General features: G+C 58.2%; 16 protein-coding genes. 8 read left to right on the top strand and 8 right to left on the bottom strand.

The window, feature by feature from the left end; all coding sequences use genetic code 11:
• Nucleotides 1-83 precede the first annotated feature (83 nt).
• Entirely contained in the window at nucleotides 84-1,109 is a 1,026-nt protein-coding gene (cytR, locus tag AC27FC_RS20945; RefSeq protein WP_023309683.1) for a DNA-binding transcriptional regulator CytR, read from the bottom strand.
• Nucleotides 1,110-1,228: 119 nt separating this feature from the next.
• Nucleotides 1,229-3,424, bottom strand: coding sequence for a primosomal protein N' (priA, locus tag AC27FC_RS20950; RefSeq protein ID WP_112778132.1), 2,196 nt, complete (start codon nucleotides 3,422-3,424; stop codon nucleotides 1,229-1,231).
• Between the two features lie 200 nt (nucleotides 3,425-3,624).
• Between priA and rpmE the strand changes: the two genes are divergently transcribed.
• Nucleotides 3,625-3,837, top strand: coding sequence for a 50S ribosomal protein L31 (gene rpmE, locus AC27FC_RS20955; RefSeq protein WP_003862040.1), 213 nt, complete (start codon nucleotides 3,625-3,627; stop codon nucleotides 3,835-3,837).
• A gap of 48 nt (nucleotides 3,838-3,885) precedes the next feature.
• On the opposite strand, the gene metJ is transcribed toward rpmE, so the two are convergent.
• The gene (metJ, locus tag AC27FC_RS20960; RefSeq protein ID WP_007369220.1) at nucleotides 3,886-4,203 is read right to left on the bottom strand and encodes a met regulon transcriptional regulator MetJ; all 318 of its coding nucleotides are present in this window, start codon (nucleotides 4,201-4,203) and stop codon (nucleotides 3,886-3,888) included.
• Between the two features lie 276 nt (nucleotides 4,204-4,479).
• Here metJ and metB point away from each other — a divergent pair, with 276 nt between their 5' ends.
• The 4 genes from metB (at nucleotide 4,480) to katG (ending at nucleotide 11,517) form a co-directional block, all read left to right on the top strand.
• On the top strand, nucleotides 4,480-5,640 hold the full coding sequence (gene metB, locus AC27FC_RS20965; RefSeq protein ID WP_196355206.1) for a cystathionine gamma-synthase: 1,161 nt from the start codon (nucleotides 4,480-4,482) through the stop codon (nucleotides 5,638-5,640).
• 2 nt (nucleotides 5,641-5,642) lie between these two features.
• On the top strand, nucleotides 5,643-8,075 hold the full coding sequence (locus tag AC27FC_RS20970; protein WP_032662744.1) for a bifunctional aspartate kinase/homoserine dehydrogenase II: 2,433 nt from the start codon (nucleotides 5,643-5,645) through the stop codon (nucleotides 8,073-8,075).
• Between the two features lie 226 nt (nucleotides 8,076-8,301).
• Nucleotides 8,302-9,189 carry a methylenetetrahydrofolate reductase gene (metF, locus tag AC27FC_RS20975; RefSeq protein ID WP_033146931.1) on the top strand — a complete coding sequence of 296 codons (888 nt, stop codon included), beginning with the start codon at nucleotides 8,302-8,304 and terminating at the stop codon, nucleotides 9,187-9,189.
• A 147-nt stretch (nucleotides 9,190-9,336) separates the two neighbouring features.
• Nucleotides 9,337-11,517, top strand: a complete 2,181-nt coding sequence (gene katG / locus AC27FC_RS20980; RefSeq protein ID WP_232960312.1) for a catalase/peroxidase HPI — start codon at nucleotides 9,337-9,339, stop codon at nucleotides 11,515-11,517.
• Between the two features lie 83 nt (nucleotides 11,518-11,600).
• On the opposite strand, the gene gldA is transcribed toward katG, so the two are convergent.
• From gldA to argE, 5 genes are all read right to left on the bottom strand, one after another.
• On the bottom strand, nucleotides 11,601-12,704 hold the full coding sequence (gene gldA, locus AC27FC_RS20985) for a bifunctional L-1,2-propanediol dehydrogenase/glycerol dehydrogenase (protein ID WP_039264224.1): 1,104 nt from the start codon (nucleotides 12,702-12,704) through the stop codon (nucleotides 11,601-11,603).
• A gap of 12 nt (nucleotides 12,705-12,716) precedes the next feature.
• A complete protein-coding gene (gene fsa, locus AC27FC_RS20990) occupies nucleotides 12,717-13,379 on the bottom strand; it encodes a fructose-6-phosphate aldolase (RefSeq protein ID WP_196355204.1) in 663 nt (220 codons plus the stop codon).
• A 128-nt stretch (nucleotides 13,380-13,507) separates the two neighbouring features.
• Nucleotides 13,508-14,272, bottom strand: coding sequence for a helix-turn-helix transcriptional regulator (locus tag AC27FC_RS20995; protein WP_064673070.1), 765 nt, complete (start codon nucleotides 14,270-14,272; stop codon nucleotides 13,508-13,510).
• Nucleotides 14,273-14,366: 94 nt separating this feature from the next.
• Entirely contained in the window at nucleotides 14,367-17,018 is a 2,652-nt protein-coding gene (gene ppc / locus AC27FC_RS21000) for a phosphoenolpyruvate carboxylase (RefSeq protein WP_143347709.1), read from the bottom strand.
• A 271-nt stretch (nucleotides 17,019-17,289) separates the two neighbouring features.
• Nucleotides 17,290-18,441, bottom strand: a complete 1,152-nt coding sequence (gene argE, locus AC27FC_RS21005; protein ID WP_023309677.1) for an acetylornithine deacetylase — start codon at nucleotides 18,439-18,441, stop codon at nucleotides 17,290-17,292.
• Nucleotides 18,442-18,529: 88 nt separating this feature from the next.
• Between argE and argC the strand changes: the two genes are divergently transcribed.
• From argC to argH, 3 genes are all read left to right on the top strand, one after another.
• Entirely contained in the window at nucleotides 18,530-19,534 is a 1,005-nt protein-coding gene (gene argC / locus AC27FC_RS21010) for an N-acetyl-gamma-glutamyl-phosphate reductase (protein WP_032662767.1), read from the top strand.
• A 6-nt stretch (nucleotides 19,535-19,540) separates the two neighbouring features.
• Nucleotides 19,541-20,317 (top strand): acetylglutamate kinase, encoded by a 777-nt coding sequence (gene argB, locus AC27FC_RS21015; protein WP_090420882.1) that lies wholly within the window; start codon nucleotides 19,541-19,543, stop codon nucleotides 20,315-20,317.
• Nucleotides 20,318-20,395: 78 nt separating this feature from the next.
• The gene (argH, locus tag AC27FC_RS21020; protein ID WP_033146923.1) at nucleotides 20,396-21,769 is read left to right on the top strand and encodes an argininosuccinate lyase; all 1,374 of its coding nucleotides are present in this window, start codon (nucleotides 20,396-20,398) and stop codon (nucleotides 21,767-21,769) included.
• Nucleotides 21,770-21,926: the final 157 nt, after the last annotated feature.

The raw sequence follows: 21,926 nt of genomic DNA on the forward strand, positions 1-21,926 counted from the left end.
CTGTATTTATTCGTTCGTCAGTCCGCCATGTTACTTAAGCGGCGGGGCTTTGACCAGATAAGGGTATCCGAAAGACGTTTACTTTAAGTCAATGCCTGGGTAGTGCCGCGGACAATCAGTTCGCAGTCCAGCAACCGCGAGCCGCTGCTAACTGTTTGACCGTGAAGCTGATCCAGCAGAAGGAGCATCGCTTCGCGGCCGATTTGGTAGCGCGGCTGAGCGACCGTTGAGAGTGGCGGATCGCAAAATTCTGAAAGCGAAATATTGTCGAATCCGATGATCGATAAATCTTTCGGTATGCGAAGGCCGCGGCGTTTGGCGTACGACAATGCGCCCAGCGCCATCACGTCGCTGTGACAAAATACGGCGGTTGGCGGTTCAGGCAGGTCCAGAAGTTTCTCAAGCGCTTGTCCACCCGCGGCGAAGGTAAAGTCACCGCGCGCAATGTAGTGCGGATCGACGGTGACGCCGGTACGGCGCAGCGCCTGAACGTAGCCCTGCAAGCGATAGTGACACAGCGGCATCTCTTCAGGCCCGGCAATACAGCCAATGCGCTTATGCCCCAGCTCCTGGAGATAGTTTACGGCGTTGAACGCGGCGGTGAGGTTATCAATGTGGACCGTCGGCAGCTCCAGCTCCGGCGCAAACTCGTTGGCCATCACCATCGGCGGTAAATTACGCTGCTCTTCAATGCTGGCATCAAACGGCAGGCGGGAGCCAAGCAGCAGCATGCCGTCGATCTGCTTGGTGATAATGAGATCGATGAAGGTTTTTTCCTGCTGGTTCTGATGAGCGCAGTCGCCAATCAGCACCAGGTAACCCTGTTCCGCTGCGGTGACTTCAATACCGCGGATAATCTCGCTGAAGAAGGGGTCGCAGATATCCGGCACAATCACCAGAATGGTGCGCGACTCATTGCGTTTAACGTTACGCCCCATCGCCTGTGGGAAATAACCCACTTCAAGCGCAGCCTGCTCTACCCGGTTACGGGTCGCCTGGGAGACTTTATCCGGGTTCATTAATGCGCGGGATACCGTTGCCGTAGAGACTTGTGCTTTCTGGGCAACGTCTTTCATGGTCGCCGGTGCAACCTCTTTCCTGGACTTCAACGTCTTCTCCTCGCCTGAACACCGAACTTCTGACATCACCATTTTTACAGATAGTTAATGGAATCGGTTACAGAATTTTCATAAAAAGTGTGAGGAGCGTTAAATTTTTCGATCCGTCTTCAGCCTTCAATGGGATCGACGTCCAGTATCCACTTCACTTTTCGCGCTTCCGGCAGCGTGTTGATGAGCGCCAGCGTGCCGCTGACGATATGCTGCAGGCGAACGCGTGAAGGGTGCTGAAGTAAGATTTGCCAGCGGAAACGTCCGCCGCGTTTTGGTGCGAGTGCCGGCACCGGGCCCAGGATCCACAGCTGATTATCCACCAGCGGGCTGGCCTGCAGGAGGTTTCTCAGCTGCTGCAGGAAAAGCGGTGCCTGCTGGTTGTTGTGATCTTCCGCGCGGATGATGACGTGGCTGGTCCACGGCGGCAGCTGCATGGTCTGGCGTTCGGCCAGCGCCTGCTCGGCAAAGGCGTCATAGCCTTTATGCAGCAGGGTTTGCAGCAGCGGGTGCTCAGGATGGTGCGTTTGCAACACCACTTCGCCCTGTTTACCGGCGCGACCGGCACGCCCTGCCACCTGGGTATATAGCTGGGCGAAGCGCTCGGCTGAGCGGAAATCTGCCGAGAACAGCGCGCCGTCCACGTCCAGTAGGGCGACAAGCGTCACGTCCGGGAAGTGGTGGCCTTTGGCCAGCATCTGGGTGCCAATCAGGATGCGCGCGCCGCCGCGATGCACTTCCGCCAGCTGCTGTTCCAGCGCGCCCTTGCGGCTGGTGGTGTCCCGGTCGATACGCGAAATAGGCACGTCCGGGAAGAAGGGGCCAAGCGCCTGTTCCAGCTGTTCCGTCCCCAGACCGACCGGCACGATATGCGTTGAGCCACACGACGGGCACTGGCGCGGCACCGGGCGCTGGCTGTCGCAGTGGTGGCAGCGCAAATGCCGCTGGGCCTGGTGGAAGGTATAGTAGTGGTCGCAGCGCGGGCACTCGGCAATCCAGCCGCAGTCGTGGCAAAGCAGGGCGGGGGCGAATCCGCGGCGGTTCAGAAACAGAATGACCTGGTTCCCCGCCTGCAGGTGCTGGCGCATGCGGGTAATCAATGCAGGCGCAAGCCCGGCCTGAACCTGCTGACCTTTCAGATCCAGCACGTGCTGAATGGCCGGACGGGCATTCCCCGCCCGACGCGTCAGGCGCAGCATGTGGTACTTACGCTGGCGCACGTTGTGCAGCGTTTCGAGCGCAGGCGTGGCGGAGCCGAGAATAATGGGAATCTGCTCACTGTGCGCGCGATAGACCGCCAGATCGCGGGCGTGATAGCGCCAGCCTTCCTGCTGTTTATAGGAGCTGTCGTGCTCTTCGTCGATCACGATAACGCCAAGATTTTTAAACGGCGTAAACAGCGACGAGCGGGTGCCGATCACAATCGCCGCTTCGCCGTTTTTGGCTTTCAGCCAGGCGCTGAGGCGTTCGCTGTCGTTCAGGCCGGAGTGCAGCACCTCAACCGGCGCGTTAAAGCGCTCGCGGAATCGGGCGATGGTTTGCGGCGTCAGGCCAATTTCCGGCACCATCACCAGCGCCTGTTTGCCCTGCGCGAGCACGTTTTCCAGCACGCTCAGGTAGACCTCGGTCTTGCCGGAACCGGTGACTCCCGCCAGCAGCCAGGCAGAGAAATGATCGGAGGCGCTATGAATCGCGCCCACGGCGGTGGCCTGCTCGGTATTCAGACGCAGGCGATCCCCTGAAACGGAGAAACTCTCCCGCCAGTCGTAAAGAGCGGGGGCTTCGCTGGCCAGTTCGCTCAGCCCTTTCTTTCTTAAGGCCTGTAGCGCCGTTTCGCTGACCTCAAGCTCGTCGACCTGATGTCGCCAGATTTTTCCCTGACGCAGCGCCGCCAGCGCCTGCTGCTGTTTCTGCGATCGCTTCAGGCTGTTGATGTCCACCGCCTGGCCCTGCTCGGTGGCAAACCAGTACCACATCGGCGCATGGCTGGCGCTTTTGCCCTGGCGCAGCATGATTGGCAGGGCATGGAACAGGACGTCGCCAATCGGGTGATGATAATAATCTGCCGCCCACAGCAGCAGTCGCCAGGTGCTGGTGGAGTAAACGGGCTCGCTGTCCAGCACCTCAACGACCGACTTCAGTTCATTGAGCGGCAGTTCACTTTGATCGCTGACGGAGACAACAATCCCCACGCGCTGCTGTTTGCCAAACGGCACGGTCACGCGGCAACCCGCTTTGGCGCTCATGCTGTCGGGCAGCAGGTAGTCAAAGGTGCGGGGAAGCGGAACGGGCAGGGCAACGTGAGCGACGGGCATCGAATCTTCCTGACTTGAAAAGTGGCGCGTTAGTATACACATTAGTAAAAGCGGCGTGCGGATCAGTTTGCATACGTTGGTCAAATTCTGTATGATTCGCCGCCTTTGGTGTACTTTACGCCAAAGAACTTACAATCAACATCGCGTGGTGTCTGGCGTTAGGGCTGGAAGAGCGACGCGGCCTTAACTGAGGTTCTCCCATGAAAAAAGATATTCACCCGAAATACGAAATGATTACTGCAAACTGTTCTTGCGGTAACTCTATCCAGATCCGCTCTACCGTGGGTCACGATCTGAACCTGGACGTGTGCGGCAAATGCCACCCGTTCTACACTGGTAAGCAGCGTGACGTTGCAACCGGTGGCCGTGTTGACCGCTTCAACAAGCGTTTCAGCATCCCGGGCGCTAAATAAGTTTCCCGAAAAAAAGGCACCGCAAGGTGCCTTTTTTGTATCCGCTTCTCAGTATTCCCACGTATCCGGGTCAATACCCAGTTCACGCATGATCACCTTCGCCTCTTCCGGGATTTCATCACTGCGCTCTTTGCGCAGATCTTCATCGTTCGGCAACGGTTGACCGGTAAACGCATGCAGAAACGCTTCGCACAGCAGTTCGCTGTTGGTCGCGTGGCGCAGGTTGTTCACCTGACGACGCGTACGTTCATCGGTGAGGATCTTCAACACCTTCAGAGGAATGGAAACCGTAATTTTCTTTACTTGCTCACTCTTCTTACCGTGCTCAGCGTATGGGCTGATATATTCGCCGCTCCATTCAGCCATGAGATACCTTTAATCCTCTCAGTCATTTATTTAAAGGTGCAAAACCTGTAACCACCCGTTTTGAACCGCAATCTTGTCTAGTTTACCGTAGAGACGATACCGTGGCACGGATATTGCCGCTGCAGCGTGCACTAAAGCATATAATTTTAACGGCTATTTGCGCATTGCTCAATCTATACGCAAAGAAGTTTAGATGTCCAGATGTATTGACGTCCATACTTTCAGTGTTTACTCTGGTGCCTGACTTTTCACCTCATTCGCCAGGAAGCCCTCACCATGACGCGTAAACAGGCCACTATTGCAGTGCGTAGCGGATTAAATGATGACGAGCAGTACGGCTGCGTTGTCCCGCCGATTCATCTTTCCAGTACCTATAATTTCACCGGATTTAATGAACCCCGCGCGCATGATTATTCGCGTCGTGGCAACCCTACGCGTGACGTGACCCAGCGCGCGCTGGCCGAGCTGGAAGGTGGCGCAGGTGCAGTATTAACCAATACGGGGATGTCCGCCATTCACCTGGTGACCACGGTGTTCCTGAAACCGGGCGATTTGCTGGTTGCGCCGCACGACTGCTACGGCGGCAGCTATCGCCTGTTTGACAGCCTGGCGAAACGCGGCTGCTATCGCGTCCTGTTTGTCGATCAAAACGACGAACAGGCGCTGAAACAGGCCCTGGCAGAGAAACCGAAGCTGGTTCTGGTGGAAAGTCCAAGCAATCCATTGTTGCGCGTTGTCGATATTGCGAAAATTTGTCAGCTCGCAAGGGATGCGGGAGCGATAAGTGTAGTGGATAATACGTTCCTCAGTCCGGCCCTTCAGAACCCACTCGTACTGGGTGCCGATCTGGTATTGCATTCATGCACTAAATATCTGAACGGCCATTCTGATGTGGTGGCGGGCGTGGTGATTGCCAAAGATCCCGACGTTGTCACCGAACTGGCATGGTGGGCCAATAATATTGGCGTCACCGCGGGGGCCTTCGACAGCTATCTGCTGTTGCGCGGCATCCGCACGCTGTCGCCGCGCATGGACGTGGCGCAGCGCAATGCCCAGGCGATTGTCGATTTCCTGAAAACCCAGCCGCTGGTGAAAAAGCTTTATCACCCGTCGCTGCCGGAAAATCAGGGGCACGAGATTGCCGCGCGTCAGCAGAAAGGGTTTGGCGCGATGTTAAGTTTTGAACTGGACGGTGACGAGCAAACGCTGCGTCGCTTCCTGAGCGGGCTGTCATTGTTTACGCTGGCGGAATCCTTAGGTGGGGTTGAAAGCTTGATCTCCCACGCCGCGACCATGACGCACGCAGGTATGGCACCGGAAGCTCGTGCCGCCGCCGGAATTTCTGAGACGCTGCTGCGTATCTCAACCGGCATTGAAGATTCTGAAGATTTAATTGCCGATCTGGAAAATGCCTTCCGGATCGCAGCCAAGGGGTAATCATGAGTGTGATAGCGCAGGCAGGGGCGAAGGGTCGTCAACTGCACAAGTTTGGTGGTAGTAGTCTTGCTGATGTGAAATGTTACCTGCGCGTTGCAGGGATCATGACGGAATATTCACAGCCGGGTGACATGATGGTTGTCTCGGCGGCGGGCAGCACCACCAACCAGTTGATTAGCTGGCTGAAACTGAGCCAGACCGATCGCCTTTCTGCGCATCAGGTGCAACAGTCCTTACGCCGTTACCAGAGCGAGCTGATTGCCGGCCTGCTGCCTGCGGACGTGGCGGACGGGCTGATCAGCGCCTTTACGCATGACCTTGAGCGTCTGGCTGCCCTGCTGGACAGCGGAATTACCGACGCGGTGTATGCCGAAGTGGTGGGCCACGGTGAAGTGTGGTCCGCGCGCCTGATGGCCGCCGTGCTGCAACACCTGGGTGTGGAAGCGGCCTGGCTCGACGCGCGTGATTTCCTGCGTGCCGAACGCGCCGCGCAGCCGCAGGTGGATGAAGGGTTGTCCTACCCGCTGCTGCAACAGCTGCTGGTGCAGCACCCGGGCAAACGTATTGTCGTCACCGGCTTTATCAGCCGCAGCAACGCGGGCGAAACCGTGCTGCTGGGCCGTAACGGTTCGGACTACTCGGCAACGCAGATTGGTGCCCTGGCGGGCGTGTCCCGCGTCACCATCTGGAGCGACGTGGCCGGTGTGTACAGCGCGGACCCGCGTAAAGTAAAAGATGCCTGCCTGCTGCCGCTGCTGCGTCTCGACGAAGCCAGCGAGCTGGCGCGTCTGGCCGCGCCGGTACTGCACGCGCGCACGCTGCAGCCGGTTTCCGGCAGCGATATCGACCTCCAGCTGCGCTGCAGTTACACCCCGGATCAAGGCTCCACGCGCATTGAGCGCGTACTGGCGTCCGGTACCGGGGCGCGTATTGTCACCAGCCACGACGACATCTGCCTGATTGAGTTCCAGGTGCCTGCAGGCCAGGACTTCAAGCTGGCGCATAAAGATATCGACACGATCCTGAAACGCGCCCAGGTGCGTCCGCTGGCCGTTGGCGTGCATAACGATCGCCAGCTGCTGCAGTTCTGCTATACCGCGGAAGTGGCGGACAGCGCGCTGAAAATTCTGGATGAAGCGGGCCTGCCGGGCGAGCTTCGCCTGCGTCAGGGGCTGGCGCTGGTGGCGATGGTGGGCGCGGGCGTCACCCGTAACCCGCTGCATTGCCACCGCTTCTGGCAGCAGCTGAAAGGCCAGCCGGTGGAGTTCACCTGGCAGTCGGAAGAGGGCATCAGCCTGGTCGCCGTCCTGCGCAAAGGGCCAACCGAGAGCCTGATTCAGGGTCTGCACACCTCCCTGTTCCGCGCGGAAAAGCGCATCGGCCTGGTGCTGTTCGGGAAAGGCAACATCGGTTCCCGCTGGCTGGAACTGTTTGCCCGCGAACAGGTGACGCTCTCGGCGCGTACCGGATTCGAATTCATTCTCGCGGGCGTGGTGGACAGCCGCCGCAGCCTCCTGAACTACGAAGGGCTGGACGCCAGCCGCGCGCTTGCGTTCTTTAATGATGAAGCGGTAGAGCAGGATGAAGAGTCGCTGTTCCTCTGGATGCGCGCACACCCGTATGACGATCTGGTGGTGCTGGACGTTACCGCCAGCGAACAGCTTGCGGATCAGTATCTGGATTTCGCCAGCCACGGTTTCCACGTCATCAGTGCGAACAAGCTGGCGGGGGCAAGCAGCACCGATAAATACCGCCAGATCCACGATGCGTTTGAAAAAACAGGGCGCCACTGGCTCTATAACGCCACCGTTGGGGCTGGCCTGCCGGTTAACCACACCGTGCGTGACCTGATTGAAAGCGGCGACAGCATTCTGGCGCTGAGCGGTATCTTCTCCGGCACGCTCTCCTGGCTGTTCCTGCAGTTTGACGGCACCGTACCGTTCACTGACCTGGTGGATCAGGCGTGGCAGCAGGGCTTAACCGAGCCCGATCCGCGCGTTGACCTTTCCGGCAAAGACGTGATGCGTAAGCTGGTGATCCTGGCGCGTGAAGCCGGTTATGACATCGAACCGGACGCCGTACGCGTCGAATCGCTGGTGCCTGCCGGCTGTGAAGAAGGTTCTGTGGATCATTTCTTTGAAAATGGTGAAGAGCTTAACGAGCAGATGGTACAGCGTCTGGAAGCGGCGAACGAGATGGGGCTGGTACTGCGCTATGTGGCGCGTTTCGAGGCCAACGGAAAAGCGCGAGTCGGCGTCGAGGCGGTGCGTCCTGAACATCCGCTGGCGGCGCTGCTGCCGTGCGATAACGTCTTCGCCATCGAAAGCCGCTGGTATCGCGATAACCCGCTGGTGATCCGCGGCCCTGGCGCGGGACGCGATGTCACCGCTGGAGCCATTCAGTCCGACATCAACCGTCTGGCTAAGCTGCTGTAAAGCCTGATTTTCCCTCTTCCTGTGGGAGAGGGTTAGGGTGAGGGCCTCAGACCGCACTCACCCTCATCCTGAATTTCCCTCATATTCCCTGAGCAAACCTCACCGTTATTGTTGATTATTTATGTTGACGTCCCTCCGCTTTTCCGTCATTTTTACATCTGGACGTCTAAACGTATAGAAGTTCACAACACAACAAATAACGACATGCGATTGATAGAGGTAAGGTATGAGCTTTTTTCACGCCAACCAGCGGGAAGCACTGAATCAGAGCCTGGCCGAAGTAAACGGCCAGATTAACGTCTCTTTTGAATTTTTCCCGCCGCGCACCAGTGAAATGGAGCAAACTCTGTGGAGCTCTATCGATCGTCTCAGCAGCCTGAAGCCGAAGTTCGTCTCCGTGACTTACGGTGCTAACTCCGGCGAGCGTGACCGTACGCACAGCATCATTAAAGGCATCAAAGATCGTACCGGTCTGGAAGCGGCGCCGCATCTCACCTGTATCGACGCCACCCGCGACGAGCTGCGGGCCATCGCTCAGGATTACTGGAATAACGGCATTCGTCATATCGTCGCTCTGCGCGGTGACCTGCCGCCGGGCAGCGGTAAGCCGGACATGTATGCCGCCGATCTGGTCGCGCTGCTGAAAGAGGTGGCTGATTTTGATATCTCCGTTGCCGCTTATCCTGAGGTGCATCCGGAAGCGAAAAGCGCCCAGGCCGATCTGCTGAACCTCAGGCGTAAAGTGGACGCCGGCGCGAACCGCGCCATTACCCAGTTCTTCTTTGATGTGGAAAGCTACCTGCGTTTCCGTGACCGCTGCGTCTCCGCGGGCATCGACGTTGAAATTATCCCGGGTATTCTGCCGGTCTCTAACTTCAAACAGGCGAAGAAGTTCGCCGATATGACCAATGTCCGCATTCCGCTGTGGATGTCCAAAATGTACGAAGGGCTGGACGACGACCCGGAAACCCGCAAGCTGGTGGGGGCCAATATCGCGATGGACATGGTGAAAATTTTAAGCCGTGAAGGGGTGAAAGATTTCCACTTCTATACGCTGAACCGCGCGGAGATGAGCTACGCCATTTGCCATACGCTGGGTGTTCGTCCGGCGTAATAAGCACAAAGCCCTCGTATTACGAGGGCTTTTTAGTTACGCGAATAGTTAAAAGGTATTAGCTATCGAATCTGTGGATTAATTCAACTATAACTTATTGCTAGTGGTGTATATCGTAACGGTAACACTGTAAAAGGGAGCATAGCGATGAGCACGTCAGACGAGACCAATAAAGCGGCATCGGTCGGCAAATGCCCGTTCCACCAGGGCGGCGTCGATCACAGCGCGGGGGCAGGTACAGGCAGCCGCGACTGGTGGCCAAAACAACTCCGCATCGATCTTCTTAACCAACATTCCAATCGTTCTAACCCGCTGGGTGAAGACTTCGACTACCGCAAAGAATTCAGCAAACTTGATTACTCCGCCCTTAAAAGCGACCTCAAAGCCCTTTTAACCGACTCTCAACCGTGGTGGCCTGCCGACTGGGGCAGCTATGCGGGCCTGTTTATCCGTATGGCCTGGCACGGCGCGGGGACCTATCGCTCCGTTGACGGGCGCGGTGGCGCAGGCCGCGGTCAACAGCGCTTTGCGCCGCTGAACTCCTGGCCGGATAACGTGAGCCTGGATAAGGCGCGCCGTCTGCTGTGGCCCATCAAGCAAAAATACGGACAAAAAATTTCCTGGGCCGACCTGTTTATCCTCGCTGGTAACGTGGCGCTGGAGAACTCCGGCTTCCGTACCTTTGGTTTCGGTGCCGGGCGTGAAGACGTCTGGGAACCAGACCTGGACGTGAACTGGGGTGATGAAAAAGCCTGGCTGACCCACCGTGACCCGGAGGCGCTGGCGAAGCGACCGCTGGCCGCCACCGAAATGGGCCTGATTTATGTGAACCCGGAAGGGCCAAACGCCAGCGGTGAACCTCTGTCTGCTGCGGCGGCCATTCGCGCCACCTTCGGCAACATGGGGATGAACGACGAAGAGACCGTTGCGCTGATCGCGGGCGGCCACACCCTTGGCAAAACCCACGGCGCGGGTGAAGCCACGCACGTCGGCACCGACCCGGAAGCCTCGCCGATTGAAGCGCAGGGCCTGGGCTGGGCCAGCACGCACGGCACGGGAATTGGCGCAGATGCCATTACCTCCGGTCTGGAAGTCATCTGGTCGCAAACCCCGACCCAGTGGAGCAACTACTTCTTCGAGAACCTGTTCAAATACGAATGGGTGCAGACCCGCAGCCCGGCGGGGGCGATTCAGTTTGAAGCCGTGGATGCTCCGGAAATCATGCCTGACCCGTTCGACCCGTCGAAAAAACGCAAACCTACTATGCTGGTCACCGACCTGACGCTGCGTTTTGATCCGGAATTCGAGAAAATTTCCCGCCGCTTCCTGAACGATCCGCAGGCCTTCAACGAAGCCTTCGCGCGCGCGTGGTACAAGCTGACCCACCGCGATATGGGGCCAAAATCGCGTTACCTTGGCCCGGAAGTGCCGAAAGAAGATCTGATTTGGCAGGACCCGCTGCCGCAGGCGGTGTTCAATCCGTCGAAAGAAGACATTGAAAGCCTGAAGGCGGAAATCGCTGCCTCTGGCCTCTCGGTGAGCGAACTGGTTTCCGTTGCGTGGGCGTCAGCGTCGACCTTCCGCGGCGGCGACAAGCGCGGCGGCGCCAACGGCGCGCGTCTGGCGCTGGCTCCTCAGCGCGACTGGGATGTGAACGCCGCAGCGGTTCGCGCGTTGCCGGCTCTGGAAGCTATCCAGCGCACCACCAACAAAGCTTCACTGGCCGATATCATCGTGCTGGCGGGCGTCGTGGGCGTTGAGCAGGCGGCGAAAGCGGCAGGCGTTTACGTCAACGTTCCGTTTACGCCAGGGCGCGTGGATGCGCGTCAGGATCAGACGGATATCGAGATGTTTAACCTGCTCGAACCCATTGCCGACGGCTTCCGCAACTACCGTGCGCAGGTGGATGTGTCCACCACTGAGTCACTGCTGATCGACAAAGCCCAGCAGCTGACGCTGACCGCGCCTGAGCTGACGGTGCTGATCGGTGGCCTGCGCGTGCTGGGTGCAAACTTTGATGGCGGCAAGAATGGCGTGTTTACCGACCGCGAGGGCGTGCTGAGCAACGATTTCTTCGTGAATCTGCTGGACATGAACACCCAGTGGAAGGCAACCGACGAATCTAATGAACTGTTTGCCGGAAGCGATCGCGCCAGCGGTGAAGTGAAATACACCGCCACCCGCGCCGATCTGGTCTTCGGTTCTAACGCCGTCCTGCGCGCGCTGGCAGAGGTTTATGCCAGCAGCGATGCCAGCGAGAAGTTCGTCCGCGACTTCGTTGCCGCATGGGCGAAGGTGATGGATCTGGACCGGTTTGACCTGCAGTAACCGTTGTGCCGGGTGGCGTTAACGCTTACCCGGCCTACGGGCAAAAAAATCCCCGCTGTTGCGGGGATTTTTATTCACGCTATTTACTCCCACTCCTGCAGGAACCGCTGCCCATACTGGTCGGCCACCAGCAGCGCCGCATATACCTGATCCGGCGTTACGCCGCCGGGCATGTTGTGGATAGTTTCCCCTTCGGCACAGGAGGCTTCCGCGATCAAACGCATTTTGGCCGGAATATCCTCTTTGATATTTAGCTGTGCCAGCGTGATCGGCAGCCCAACGCTGTGACAAAGCGCGGCGACGGTCTCTATTTCTTCTACCGGCGCGTTTTCCAGCACCAGCTGTGTGAGCGTGCCAAACGCCACTTTTTCACCGTGATAGAAGTGGTGCGCGTCCGGTACCGCCGTCATTCCGTTATGAATAGCGTGTGCCGCCGCCAGCCCGCCGCTTTCAAAGCCTACGCCGCTGAGATAGGTGTTGGCTTCGATAATGCGTTCCAGCGCCGGTGTAACCACATGCTGTTCCGCGGCCAGCATGGCTTTTTCACCCTCTTCAACCAGCGTGTTGTAGCACAGCTCGGCCAGCGCGAGTGCAGCCTGCGTACATTTGCCGCCCGCCATGGTGCTCGCGCCGCTGCGCGAGCAGGCGCGTGCTTCAAACCAGGTTGCCAGCGCATCGCCAATCCCGGCGGCCAGCAGGCGTGCCGGCGCGCCCGCGACCACTTTGGTATCGACGATTACCATGTTCGGGTTGTGCGGCAGCATCAGGTAGCGATCGAACTCACCGCTGTCGGTGTAAATGACGGAAAGGGCGCTGCACGGCGCATCGGTGGAGGCGATGGTTGGCGCAATGGCGACGGGTACGTCCATAAAATGGGCCAGCGCTTTGGCGGTATCCAGCGTTTTACCGCCGCCGATACCCAGCACTGCCAGGCAGTCGGCGCTGTCGGCCAGTTTTTTCAGGCGATCGATTTCATTTTGTGAACATTCGCCGCCAAACGGCGCTATTTCGGCGTGCAGTTCGGCTTTTTTAAAACTCTGGCGCAGGGTCTCTTCGGCAAAACCCAGCACAAATTTATCGCCGACAACCAGCCAGCGATTGGCCAGGGGTTTCAGATAGTCGCCGAGACGGGTAAGCACATCAGCGCCCTGGATATATTTTCCCGGCGATTGAATGATACGGTCCATAACAGTTCTCCCTTAGAGGTTGAGGTTACCAAACGCGTTTTTCCAGTCCTGCTCGAACTTCTCTATGGCTGACTCTACCGCTGGCGTGCCGAGCATTTGTTGCGCTACGTCTAAGGGAAGCGTGATTGCCTCGCATCCCGCCAGCAGGCAGTCCAGCGCCTGCCGCGGCGTTTTGAAGCTGGCGGCCAGCACTCTGCTTTCCGGCGCGTGCATTTCCAGCAGGGATTGCAGCTCCTGGACCATGCGAATGCCGTCACCGCCCTGCGCGTCAACGCGGTTTACGTACGGCGCGACATATTTCGCGCCTGCCAGCGCGGCGAGCAGGCCCTGTGCCGCGCCGTAAACGGCGGTCCCCAGCGTGGCTATCCCTTCTTTTTTCAACGCCTTAATCGCGATGAGCCCCTGAGCCGTCACCGGGATTTTCACCACGATGCCCGGGACGGCGTTTCTCAGACGTTTGGCCTCCGCCACCATCCCTTCGGCATCGCGGCTCATGGTTTGAGCAAACAGCGTGCCTTCCGGTCCGATGGCTTTTTGCAGACGCGGCAGCACGTCCCAGATGGATTCACGGCTGGCGGCAACGATGCTCGGGTTGGTGGTGACGCCCGCAATGGGGAAAACGCGCGCCAGGCGTTCAACTTCCGCCACGTTGGCGGTATCCAGGTACAGTTCCATTATTTTTCCTTAAGTCAGAAAGGTTGAACAAAGGATAAGGCGCGGGCAGGCAGGGCGGATACAGGCCAATTTTGCCAAATACTGGACAAATGTAATGTCCTTAGCGAAGTGCGAGAGCGATCACAATGCTATTTTTTGGCGGTCAGCTCGCTGTGATACTGGCGACGATATTCGGAAGGAGAGCGTTCGGTGTGCTTGCGAAAGAGACGGCAGAAGTAATTGCTGTCTGTAAACCCACAGCGTGCGGCGATATCTTTGATTTTAAGATCGTAGCCTTTCAGCAGCTGGCGCGCGTGTTCGAGTCGCGTTTGGGTCAGGTATTCGTTGAAACCCACGTTGCCAATCTTCTGAAAGAGGTGGGAAAGGTAGTTCGGCGAGACGTAGAACGCCTGCGCGACGGATTCACGGGTTAACGCCGAAGCATGATGTTCTTCGATGAAGCGGCGAATGGCCTCAAACAGGGCGCGGCTGCGGCTGGCGGTGTGGATATCGCTGCCAAGCAGATCCCGGCAGTGGCTGAGCAAGCTTAATACCACCAGTATCGCGGTCTCTTGCTCATCCGGCTGCATCTGTAATTCGGCTAGCGTCTGCAGAAGAAAAGCACCCGTTCGCGGACCGCGGCGGGCAACCTGGAGCTGCTGCACAAGCGTATTGTCATGCTGTAACTCGATAGTCAGCAGCTGCTTACCGAAATGTATGCTCAGGGCGTTAGACGATGGATGCGTTAAGTGTCCAAAGGATGAAAATATCGCCTCACAGGGGGCATCAAGGGTAATGACGAGGCAGGGAGATGTTCGGGAATGCTGTTCAGACAGCGCTGAGAAATGAATCTGGCCCAGCGGTAGCGTACGGTTTACCAGGTCTGCCAGGATTCGGGTGATATCGGAATGCATGAGAAGACTACCGAAATGTGCCGGGTGGCGCTAACGCTTACCCGGCCTACCAGTCACAGGTCCGGGCAAGCGCGGCGCCGCCGGGCATAGAGTATTAGCCGGTGTTACGCATTCCCGCAGCAACGCCCGCAATCGTCACCATCAGCGCCTGTTCAACGCGCGGATCCGGCTCTTTACCTTCTTCTTCCGCCAGACGCGAACGGTGCAGCAGCTCTGCCTGCAGGACGTTCAGCGGGTCGGTGTAGATGTTACGCAGCTGAATAGACTCGGCAATCCACGGCAGGTCCGCCATCAGATGTGAGTCGTTGGCGATGTCCAGTACCACTTTGATGTCGCCTTCCAGCAGTTCGCGCAGCTCTTTACCCAGCGCCCACAGCTCTGGTTTCACCAGACGCTGGTCGTAGTATTCCGCCAGCCACAGGTCAGCTTTCGAGAAGACCATCTCCAGCATGCCCAGACGGGTAGAGAAGAACGGCCAGTCGCGGCACATGGTTTCCAGTTCGTTCTGTTTACCGTCTTCCACCACTTTTTGCAGCGCGGCACCGGCACCCAGCCAGGCGGGCAGCATCAAACGGTTCTGCGTCCAGGCGAAGATCCACGGGATCGCGCGCAGAGACTCTACGCCACCGGTCGGGCGACGCTTCGCAGGACGTGAGCCCAGCGGCAGTTTACCCAGCTCCTGCTCAGGCGTGGCCGAGCGGAAGTAAGGAACGAAATCTTTGTTTTCACGCACGTAGCCGCGGTACAGATCGCAGGAGATATCAGACAGCTCGTCCATGATATGGCACCAGGATGCTTTCGGCTCCGGCGGTGGCAGCAGGTTTGCTTCCAGGATAGCGCTGGTGTAGAGCGACAGGCTGCTGATGGTCACTTCCGGCAGACCGTACTTGAAGCGGATCATCTCGCCCTGCTCGGTGACTCGCAGGCCGCCTTTCAGGCTTCCCGGCGGCTGTGAAAGCAGCGCTGCGTGTGCTGGTGCGCCGCCACGGCCAATCGAGCCACCGCGTCCGTGGAACAGGGTCAGCTCAATTCCGGCTTTCTCGCAGGTTTTGATCAGTGCGTCCTGCGCCTGATACTGCGCCCAGGATGCCGCCATCACGCCCGCATCTTTCGCGGAGTCGGAATAGCCAATCATCACCATCTGTTTACCCTGAATAAAGCCGCGGTACCAGTCGATATTCAGCAGCTGGGTCATGACGTCGTTGGCGTTGTTCAGGTCGTCGAGGGTCTCAAACAGCGGGGCGACCGGCAGGGCGTAGTCGATTCCCGCTTCTTTCAGCAGAAGGTGAACGCCCAGCACGTCGGACGGGGTCTTCGCCATGGAGATCACATAGGCGGCCACCGATCCTTTCGGTGCATCCACGATCGCTTTACAGGTGTTGAGCACTTCGCGGGTTTCGTTGCTTGGCTCCCAGTTGCGCGGCAGCAGAGGGCGCTTCGAGTTCAGCTCGCGGATCAGGAAGGCCTGTTTGTCGGCTTCGGACCAGCTTTCATAGTCGCCGATGCCGAGATAGCGGGTCAGTTCGCCCAGCGCTTCGGTATGACGGGTACTTTCCTGACGTACGTCGATACGCACCAGCGGCACGCCGAAACACTTCACGCGGCGCAGGGTGTCGAGCAGTTCGCCGTTAGCGATGATGCCCATCCCGCAGGCCTGCAGTGATTTATAACAGGCATACAGCGGCTCCCAGAGCTGTTCGTTCTGGCTGAGCAGACCCTCTGGTTTTGGCAGGCGCTGACCTTTCAGACGTGCTTCCAGCCAGGCCTGAGTGGCTATCAGCTGACCACGCAGTTTCTTCATCAGGAAACGGTACGGCTCGCTGGCGCCTTCTTCTCCGGCCAGCGCGCGCAGTTCCGGCGTCGCTTCAACCATCGACAGCTCGGAGATCAGCACCTGAATGTCTTTCAGGAACAGGTCGGTCGCTTTCCAGCGGCTCAGCAGCAGGACGTGACGGGTGATTTCTGCGGTCACGTTCGGGTTGCCGTCGCGGTCGCCGCCCATCCAGGAGGTAAAGCGGACCGGAACGAAGTCGACCGGCAGGCGGTAGCCGAGGTTCTCTTCCAGCTGTTCGTTCAGCTCGCGCAGGTAGTTAGGCACCCCTTCCCACAGGCTGTTTTCCACCACCGCAAAGCCCCATTTGGCTTCGTCGACCGGGCTTGGACGATGCTTACGAATTTCATCGGTGTGCCAGGACTGGGCAATCAGCTGGCGCAGACGGCGCATCAGCTGGTTGCGTTCGTAGTCGGCAATATCTTTATTATCCAACTGCTTCAGACAGTTGTTCACTTCCACCATTTTGTGGATCAGGGTGCGACGGGTAATTTCAGTGGGGTGTGCGGTCAGCACCAGCTCCAGCGAAAGCGATTCCACCGCTTTTTTGATGGTGGCTTCGTTGAGGTCTGGCTGGTCTTTCAGTTTACGCAGGGTGCGGGCAATGACTTCCGGGTTGCTTGCCGCTTCGCCGTTTGGCGAAATGCTGTGGTATTGCTCAGCGGTGTTAGCCAGGTTCAGAAACTGGCTGAATGCGCGTGCAACGGGCAGCAGCTCATCGTTTGAGAGGTTCTGCAAGGTGGTGAGCAGCTCCTGACGACTGGCCTCGTTACCAGCACGGGAAGATTTAGACAGCTTGCGGATGGTTTCAACGCGGTCGAGGATGTTCTCCCCCAACGCGTCTTTGATGGTATCTCCAAGCACTTTGCCGAGCATACTGACATTACTACGCAACGCGGAATATTGTTCGTTCATAAAAACCCAGTCACCCCATCATTTTTGTTTATGCCCAGGCGAAAATCATCTGGACATTATTTTGTCATCTCCCTTTATAAAGCCACGTAAAACCCCCGTCGTCAATTGCTGCGAAAACGGTTCAGCAAACGAATAAATGCGGGCAATTTACGAAATTTAATTCGCATTGCGTCAGATAAGAGATGCTTATGGGAATGTGACGGAGATCATGCGATTTGTTGGCCTCACCCTGACCCTCTCCCACTGGGAGAGGGGACTCTTCGGTGCGGTTTTAATGCCAGCAGAAGTGATGCACAACCTGGGTAATCAGTTCGCGGGTTGGCTTGATGAAGCGGGTTTCCAGATATTCATCCGGCTGGTGGGCCTGGTTGATGGAGCCGGGGCCCAGGACCAGCGTAGGGCAAAGCGTCTGAATAAACGGCGCTTCGGTGCAGTAGTTCACCACGTCGGTTTTCTCACCGAGCAGCTTTTCCACCACTTCAACCAGCTGATGATCCGGCGGGCATTCGTAACCCGGGATCGGCGGATGCAGTTCGGAGACCGTCAGGCGGCCCGGCCAGCGCTCGCTCACCGGAGCCAGCGCTTCATTCAGCAGGCCGTCGAGATCGCTCAGCGTCATGCCCGGCAGCGGGCGGATGTCCATATGCAGTTCGCAGCAGGCGCAGATACGGTTGGAGGCATCGCCGCCATGCAGGCTGCCGAGGTTCAGCGTCGGATACGGCACGGTGAACGCGTCGTAGTGGTAGCGCTCTTTCAGATCGTCGCGCAGGGTCATGATGCGGCCGATGGCGTCATGCATCAGCTCGATGGCGTTCACGCCGCGCGCCGGGTCGCTGGAGTGGCCGGACTGACCCAGCACGCGCACGGCCGTAGAGATATGGCCTTTATGCGCGCGGATCGGCTGCAGAGACGTCGGCTCGCCGATGATCGCGCAATCCGGGCGAATCGACGTGTTTTCAGAGAAGTAGCGCGCGCCCGCCATGCTGGTTTCTTCGTCGGCGGTCGCCAGGATGTAGAGCGGTTTTTTCAGCTTCGTCACGTCCACGTCACGCAGCGCGTCGAGGATAAAGGCGAAGAAGCCTTTCATGTCGGCGGTGCCCAGACCATAGAGCTTGTTGTCGTGCTCGGTCAGGGTGAACGGATCGCGCGTCCAGCGGCCATCGTCAAACGGCACGGTGTCGGTATGGCCGGCCAGCAGCAGGCCGCCCGCACCGGTTCCGGTGCTGGCGAGCAGGTTAAATTTGTGGCGTGTTCCGGGAACGGGCTGAACCTCAACGTTAAACCCAAGATCGCTAAACCAACCCGCCAGCAGATTGATTAAAGACTCATTGCTCTGATCCAGCGCTTCTTCCGTTGCGCTGATGGACGGAGTGGCAATCAGGGCGCGGTAGATCTCGATAAATGGCGGTAAGTTCATTTTCATTGTTGACACACCTTAGGTCGTGATAGTATCAATATTCATGCAATAAATGTGAATAAAAATACATTAACGTTGAGCATAAAGGAACCCGATGTTGAATACGCTGATTGTAGGCGCTAGCGGTTATGCGGGCGCAGAGCTTGTAAGCTACGTGAATCGCCATCCACATATGACCATAACCGCTTTGACCGTGTCAGCGCAAAGCAATGATGCAGGAAAGTTAATTTCCGATTTGCATCCGCAGCTTAAGGGTCTTGTCGATCTGCCGCTGCAGCCCATGTCTGACATCAGCGAGTTTACCGACGGCGTCGACGTGGTGTTTTTAGCCACCGCGCACGAGGTCAGCCACGACCTGGCGCCGCAGTTCCTGGCGGCTGGCTGCGTGGTCTTCGACCTTTCCGGCGCGTTCCGCGTGAACGACGGTGCGTTTTACGAAAAATATTACGGTTTCACCCATCAGCATCCGGATCTGCTGGAAAAAGCGGTGTACGGCCTGGCGGAGTGGAGCGCAGATAAACTGAAAGAAGCGGACCTGATTGCCGTTCCGGGCTGCTACCCGACGGCGGCGCAGCTTTCCCTGAAGCCGCTGATCGACGCAGGCCTGCTGGATCTGAGCCAGTGGCCGGTGATCAACGCCACTAGCGGCGTGAGCGGTGCAGGACGCAAGGCCGCTATCTCCAACAGCTTCTGCGAAGTGAGCCTTCAGCCGTATGGCGTGTTTAATCACCGTCATCACCCTGAAATCACGACGCATCTGGGCGCGGACGTCATTTTCACGCCGCATCTGGGCAGCTTCCCGCGCGGGATCCTCGAAACCATTACCTGCCGCCTGAAGCCGGGCGTGACCAAAGAGCAGGTGAACGAGGCCTTCACGCAGGCGTATGCGGATAAACCGCTGGTGCGCCTGTACGATAAAGGCGTGCCGGCGCTGAAAAACGTGGTCGGCCTGCCGTTCTGCGACATCGGCTTTGCCGTGCAGGGCGAGCATCTCATCGTTGTCGCCGCAGAAGATAACTTACTCAAAGGCGCTGCCGCACAGGCAATGCAGTGTGCAAATATTCGTTTCGGTTTCCCGGAAACGCAGGCTCTTATTTAAGGTGTGATGATGAACCCATTAATTATCAAACTCGGTGGTGTACTGCTGGACAGCGAAGAAGCGCTGGAGCGTCTGTTTACCGCGCTGGTGAACTATCGCGAATCACACCAGCGTCCGCTGGTGATTGTCCACGGCGGCGGCTGCGTGGTGGATGAGCTGATGAAAGGGCTCAACCTGCCGGTGAAAAAGAAGAACGGCCTGCGCGTCACGCCTGCTGACCAGATTGACATCATTACCGGTGCGCTGGCGGGTACGGCGAACAAAACGCTGCTGGCGTGGGCGAAGAAACACCACATCGCGTCCGTCGGCCTCTATCTGGGCGATGGCGACAGCGTAAAAGTGACCCAGCTCGACGAAGAGCTCGGCCACGTTGGACTGGCGCAGCCGGGTTCGCCTAAGCTGATTAACACGCTGCTGGAAGGAGGTTTCCTGCCGGTGGTGAGCTCTATCGGCGTGACCGAAGAGGGCGAGCTGATGAACGTCAACGCTGACCAGGCGGCGACGGCACTGGCGGCAACGCTGGGTGCGGATCTGATCCTGCTCTCCGACGTGAGCGGCATTCTGGACGGCAAAGGCCAGCGCATTGCGGAAATGACGGCTGAGAAAGCCGAGCAGCTGATTGCCCAGGGCATTATTACCGACGGCATGATCGTCAAAGTGAACGCCGCGCTGGATGCCGCACGCACGCTGGGCCGCCCGGTGGATATCGCCTCCTGGCGTCACGCGGAACAACTGCCGGCGCTGTTTAACGGCACGCCGATTGGCACGCGTATTCTGGCGTAATCGATTTAATGTTTTGTAGGCCCGGTAAGCGCAGCGCCACCGGGCAATGAAATTCAAAGATATTTAAGGAAGCATGTTATGGCACTTTGGGGTGGGCGTTTTACACAGGCAGCGGATCAGCGGTTCAAACAGTTCAACGACTCTTTGCGCTTCGACTACCGCCTGGCCGAACAGGATATTGTCGGCTCTGTGGCCTGGTCCAGGGCGCTGGTGACGGTGGGCGTACTGACCGCAGATGAACAATTACAGCTGGAAGAAGCGCTGAACAATCTGCTGGAAGAGGTGCGTCTTAACCCGCAGCAGATCCTCGAAAGCGATGCTGAAGATATTCACAGCTGGGTGGAAGGTAAACTTATCGACAAAGTCGGCCAGCTGGGTAAAAAGCTGCATACCGGCCGCAGCCGTAACGACCAGGTTGCCACCGATCTTAAGCTGTGGTGCAAAGATACCGTTGGCGAACTGCTGGCGGCTAACCGTCAGCTGCAGAGCGCGCTGGTAGAGACCGCGCAGAACAACCAGGACGCGGTGATGCCGGGTTATACCCACCTGCAGCGCGCCCAACCGGTGACCTTCGCTCACTGGTGTCTGGCCTACGTCGAGATGCTGGCGCGTGACGAAAGCCGTCTGCAGGATACCCTGAAGCGTCTGGACGTCAGCCCGCTGGGCAGCGGCGCGCTGGCCGGTACGGCGTATGAAATCGACCGTGAACAGCTGGCAGGCTGGCTGGGCTTTGCTTCCGCCACCCGTAACAGCCTGGACAGCGTGTCCGACCGCGACCACGTGCTGGAGCTGCTCTCCAATGCGTCTATCGGAATGGTGCATCTGTCGCGCTTTGCCGAAGACCTGATCTTCTTTAACTCTGGCGAAGCGGGCTTCGTCGAGCTCTCCGACCGCGTGACCTCAGGCTCCTCCCTGATGCCGCAGAAGAAAAACCCGGACGCGCTGGAGCTGATCCGCGGCAAATGTGGCCGCGTGCAGGGCGCGCTGACCGGCATGATGATGACCCTGAAAGGGTTGCCGCTGGCGTATAACAAAGACATGCAGGAAGACAAAGAAGGGCTGTTCGACGCGCTCGACACCTGGCTGGACTGTCTGCATATGGGCGCCCTGGTGCTGGACGGCATTCAGGTGAAACGTCCGCGCTGCCAGGAAGCGGCGCAGCAGGGCTATGCGAACTCTACCGAACTGGCGGATTATCTGGTGGCGAAAGGCGTACCTTTCCGTGAAGCGCACCACATTGTGGGTGAAGCGGTGGTGGAAGCCATTCGTCAGGGTAAACCACTGGAAGATCTGGCGCTGGCCGACCTGCAGAAGTTCAGCGCGGTTATCGGGGATGATGTGTATCCGATCCTTGCGCTGCAGTCTTGCCTGGATAAACGTGCCGCGAAAGGCGGCGTGTCGCCGAAGCAGGTGGCGCAGGCGATAGCGGATGCGAAAAACCGGTTGGTTTGAACCGTGCGGGCTGGTGTCCTCACCCCGGCCCTCTCCCACGGGGAGAGGGAGCAAACACTAAAAATGGCAACTTCGGTTGCCATTTTGCTTTTATCCCCGGGCTTTTTTACGCAAAAAAAAAGCGGACCACGGGGTCCGCAAAAGTTCACGTTGGCTT

It is taken from the genome of Enterobacter sp. C3_dUdeg, assembly GCF_057536195.1.

Bases quoted from the DNA above. Each gene is read 5' to 3' on its own strand.
- priA (WP_112778132.1), bottom strand. From the start codon at position 3,424: ATGCCCGTCGCTCACGTTGCCCTGCCCGTTCCGCTTCCCCGCACCTTT.
- rpmE (WP_003862040.1), top strand. From the start codon at position 3,625: ATGAAAAAAGATATTCACCCGAAATACGAAATGATTACTGCAAACTGT.
- metJ (WP_007369220.1), bottom strand. From the start codon at position 4,203: ATGGCTGAATGGAGCGGCGAATATATCAGCCCATACGCTGAGCACGGT.
- metB (WP_196355206.1), top strand. From the start codon at position 4,480: ATGACGCGTAAACAGGCCACTATTGCAGTGCGTAGCGGATTAAATGAT.
- AC27FC_RS20970 (WP_032662744.1), top strand. From the start codon at position 5,643: ATGAGTGTGATAGCGCAGGCAGGGGCGAAGGGTCGTCAACTGCACAAG.
- metF (WP_033146931.1), top strand. From the start codon at position 8,302: ATGAGCTTTTTTCACGCCAACCAGCGGGAAGCACTGAATCAGAGCCTG.
- katG (WP_232960312.1), top strand. From the start codon at position 9,337: ATGAGCACGTCAGACGAGACCAATAAAGCGGCATCGGTCGGCAAATGC.
- gldA (WP_039264224.1), bottom strand. From the start codon at position 12,704: ATGGACCGTATCATTCAATCGCCGGGAAAATATATCCAGGGCGCTGAT.
- fsa (WP_196355204.1), bottom strand. From the start codon at position 13,379: ATGGAACTGTACCTGGATACCGCCAACGTGGCGGAAGTTGAACGCCTG.
- AC27FC_RS20995 (WP_064673070.1), bottom strand. From the start codon at position 14,272: ATGCATTCCGATATCACCCGAATCCTGGCAGACCTGGTAAACCGTACG.
- ppc (WP_143347709.1), bottom strand. From the start codon at position 17,018: ATGAACGAACAATATTCCGCGTTGCGTAGTAATGTCAGTATGCTCGGC.
- argE (WP_023309677.1), bottom strand. From the start codon at position 18,441: ATGAAAATGAACTTACCGCCATTTATCGAGATCTACCGCGCCCTGATT.
- argC (WP_032662767.1), top strand. From the start codon at position 18,530: ATGTTGAATACGCTGATTGTAGGCGCTAGCGGTTATGCGGGCGCAGAG.
- argB (WP_090420882.1), top strand. From the start codon at position 19,541: ATGATGAACCCATTAATTATCAAACTCGGTGGTGTACTGCTGGACAGC.
- argH (WP_033146923.1), top strand. From the start codon at position 20,396: ATGGCACTTTGGGGTGGGCGTTTTACACAGGCAGCGGATCAGCGGTTC.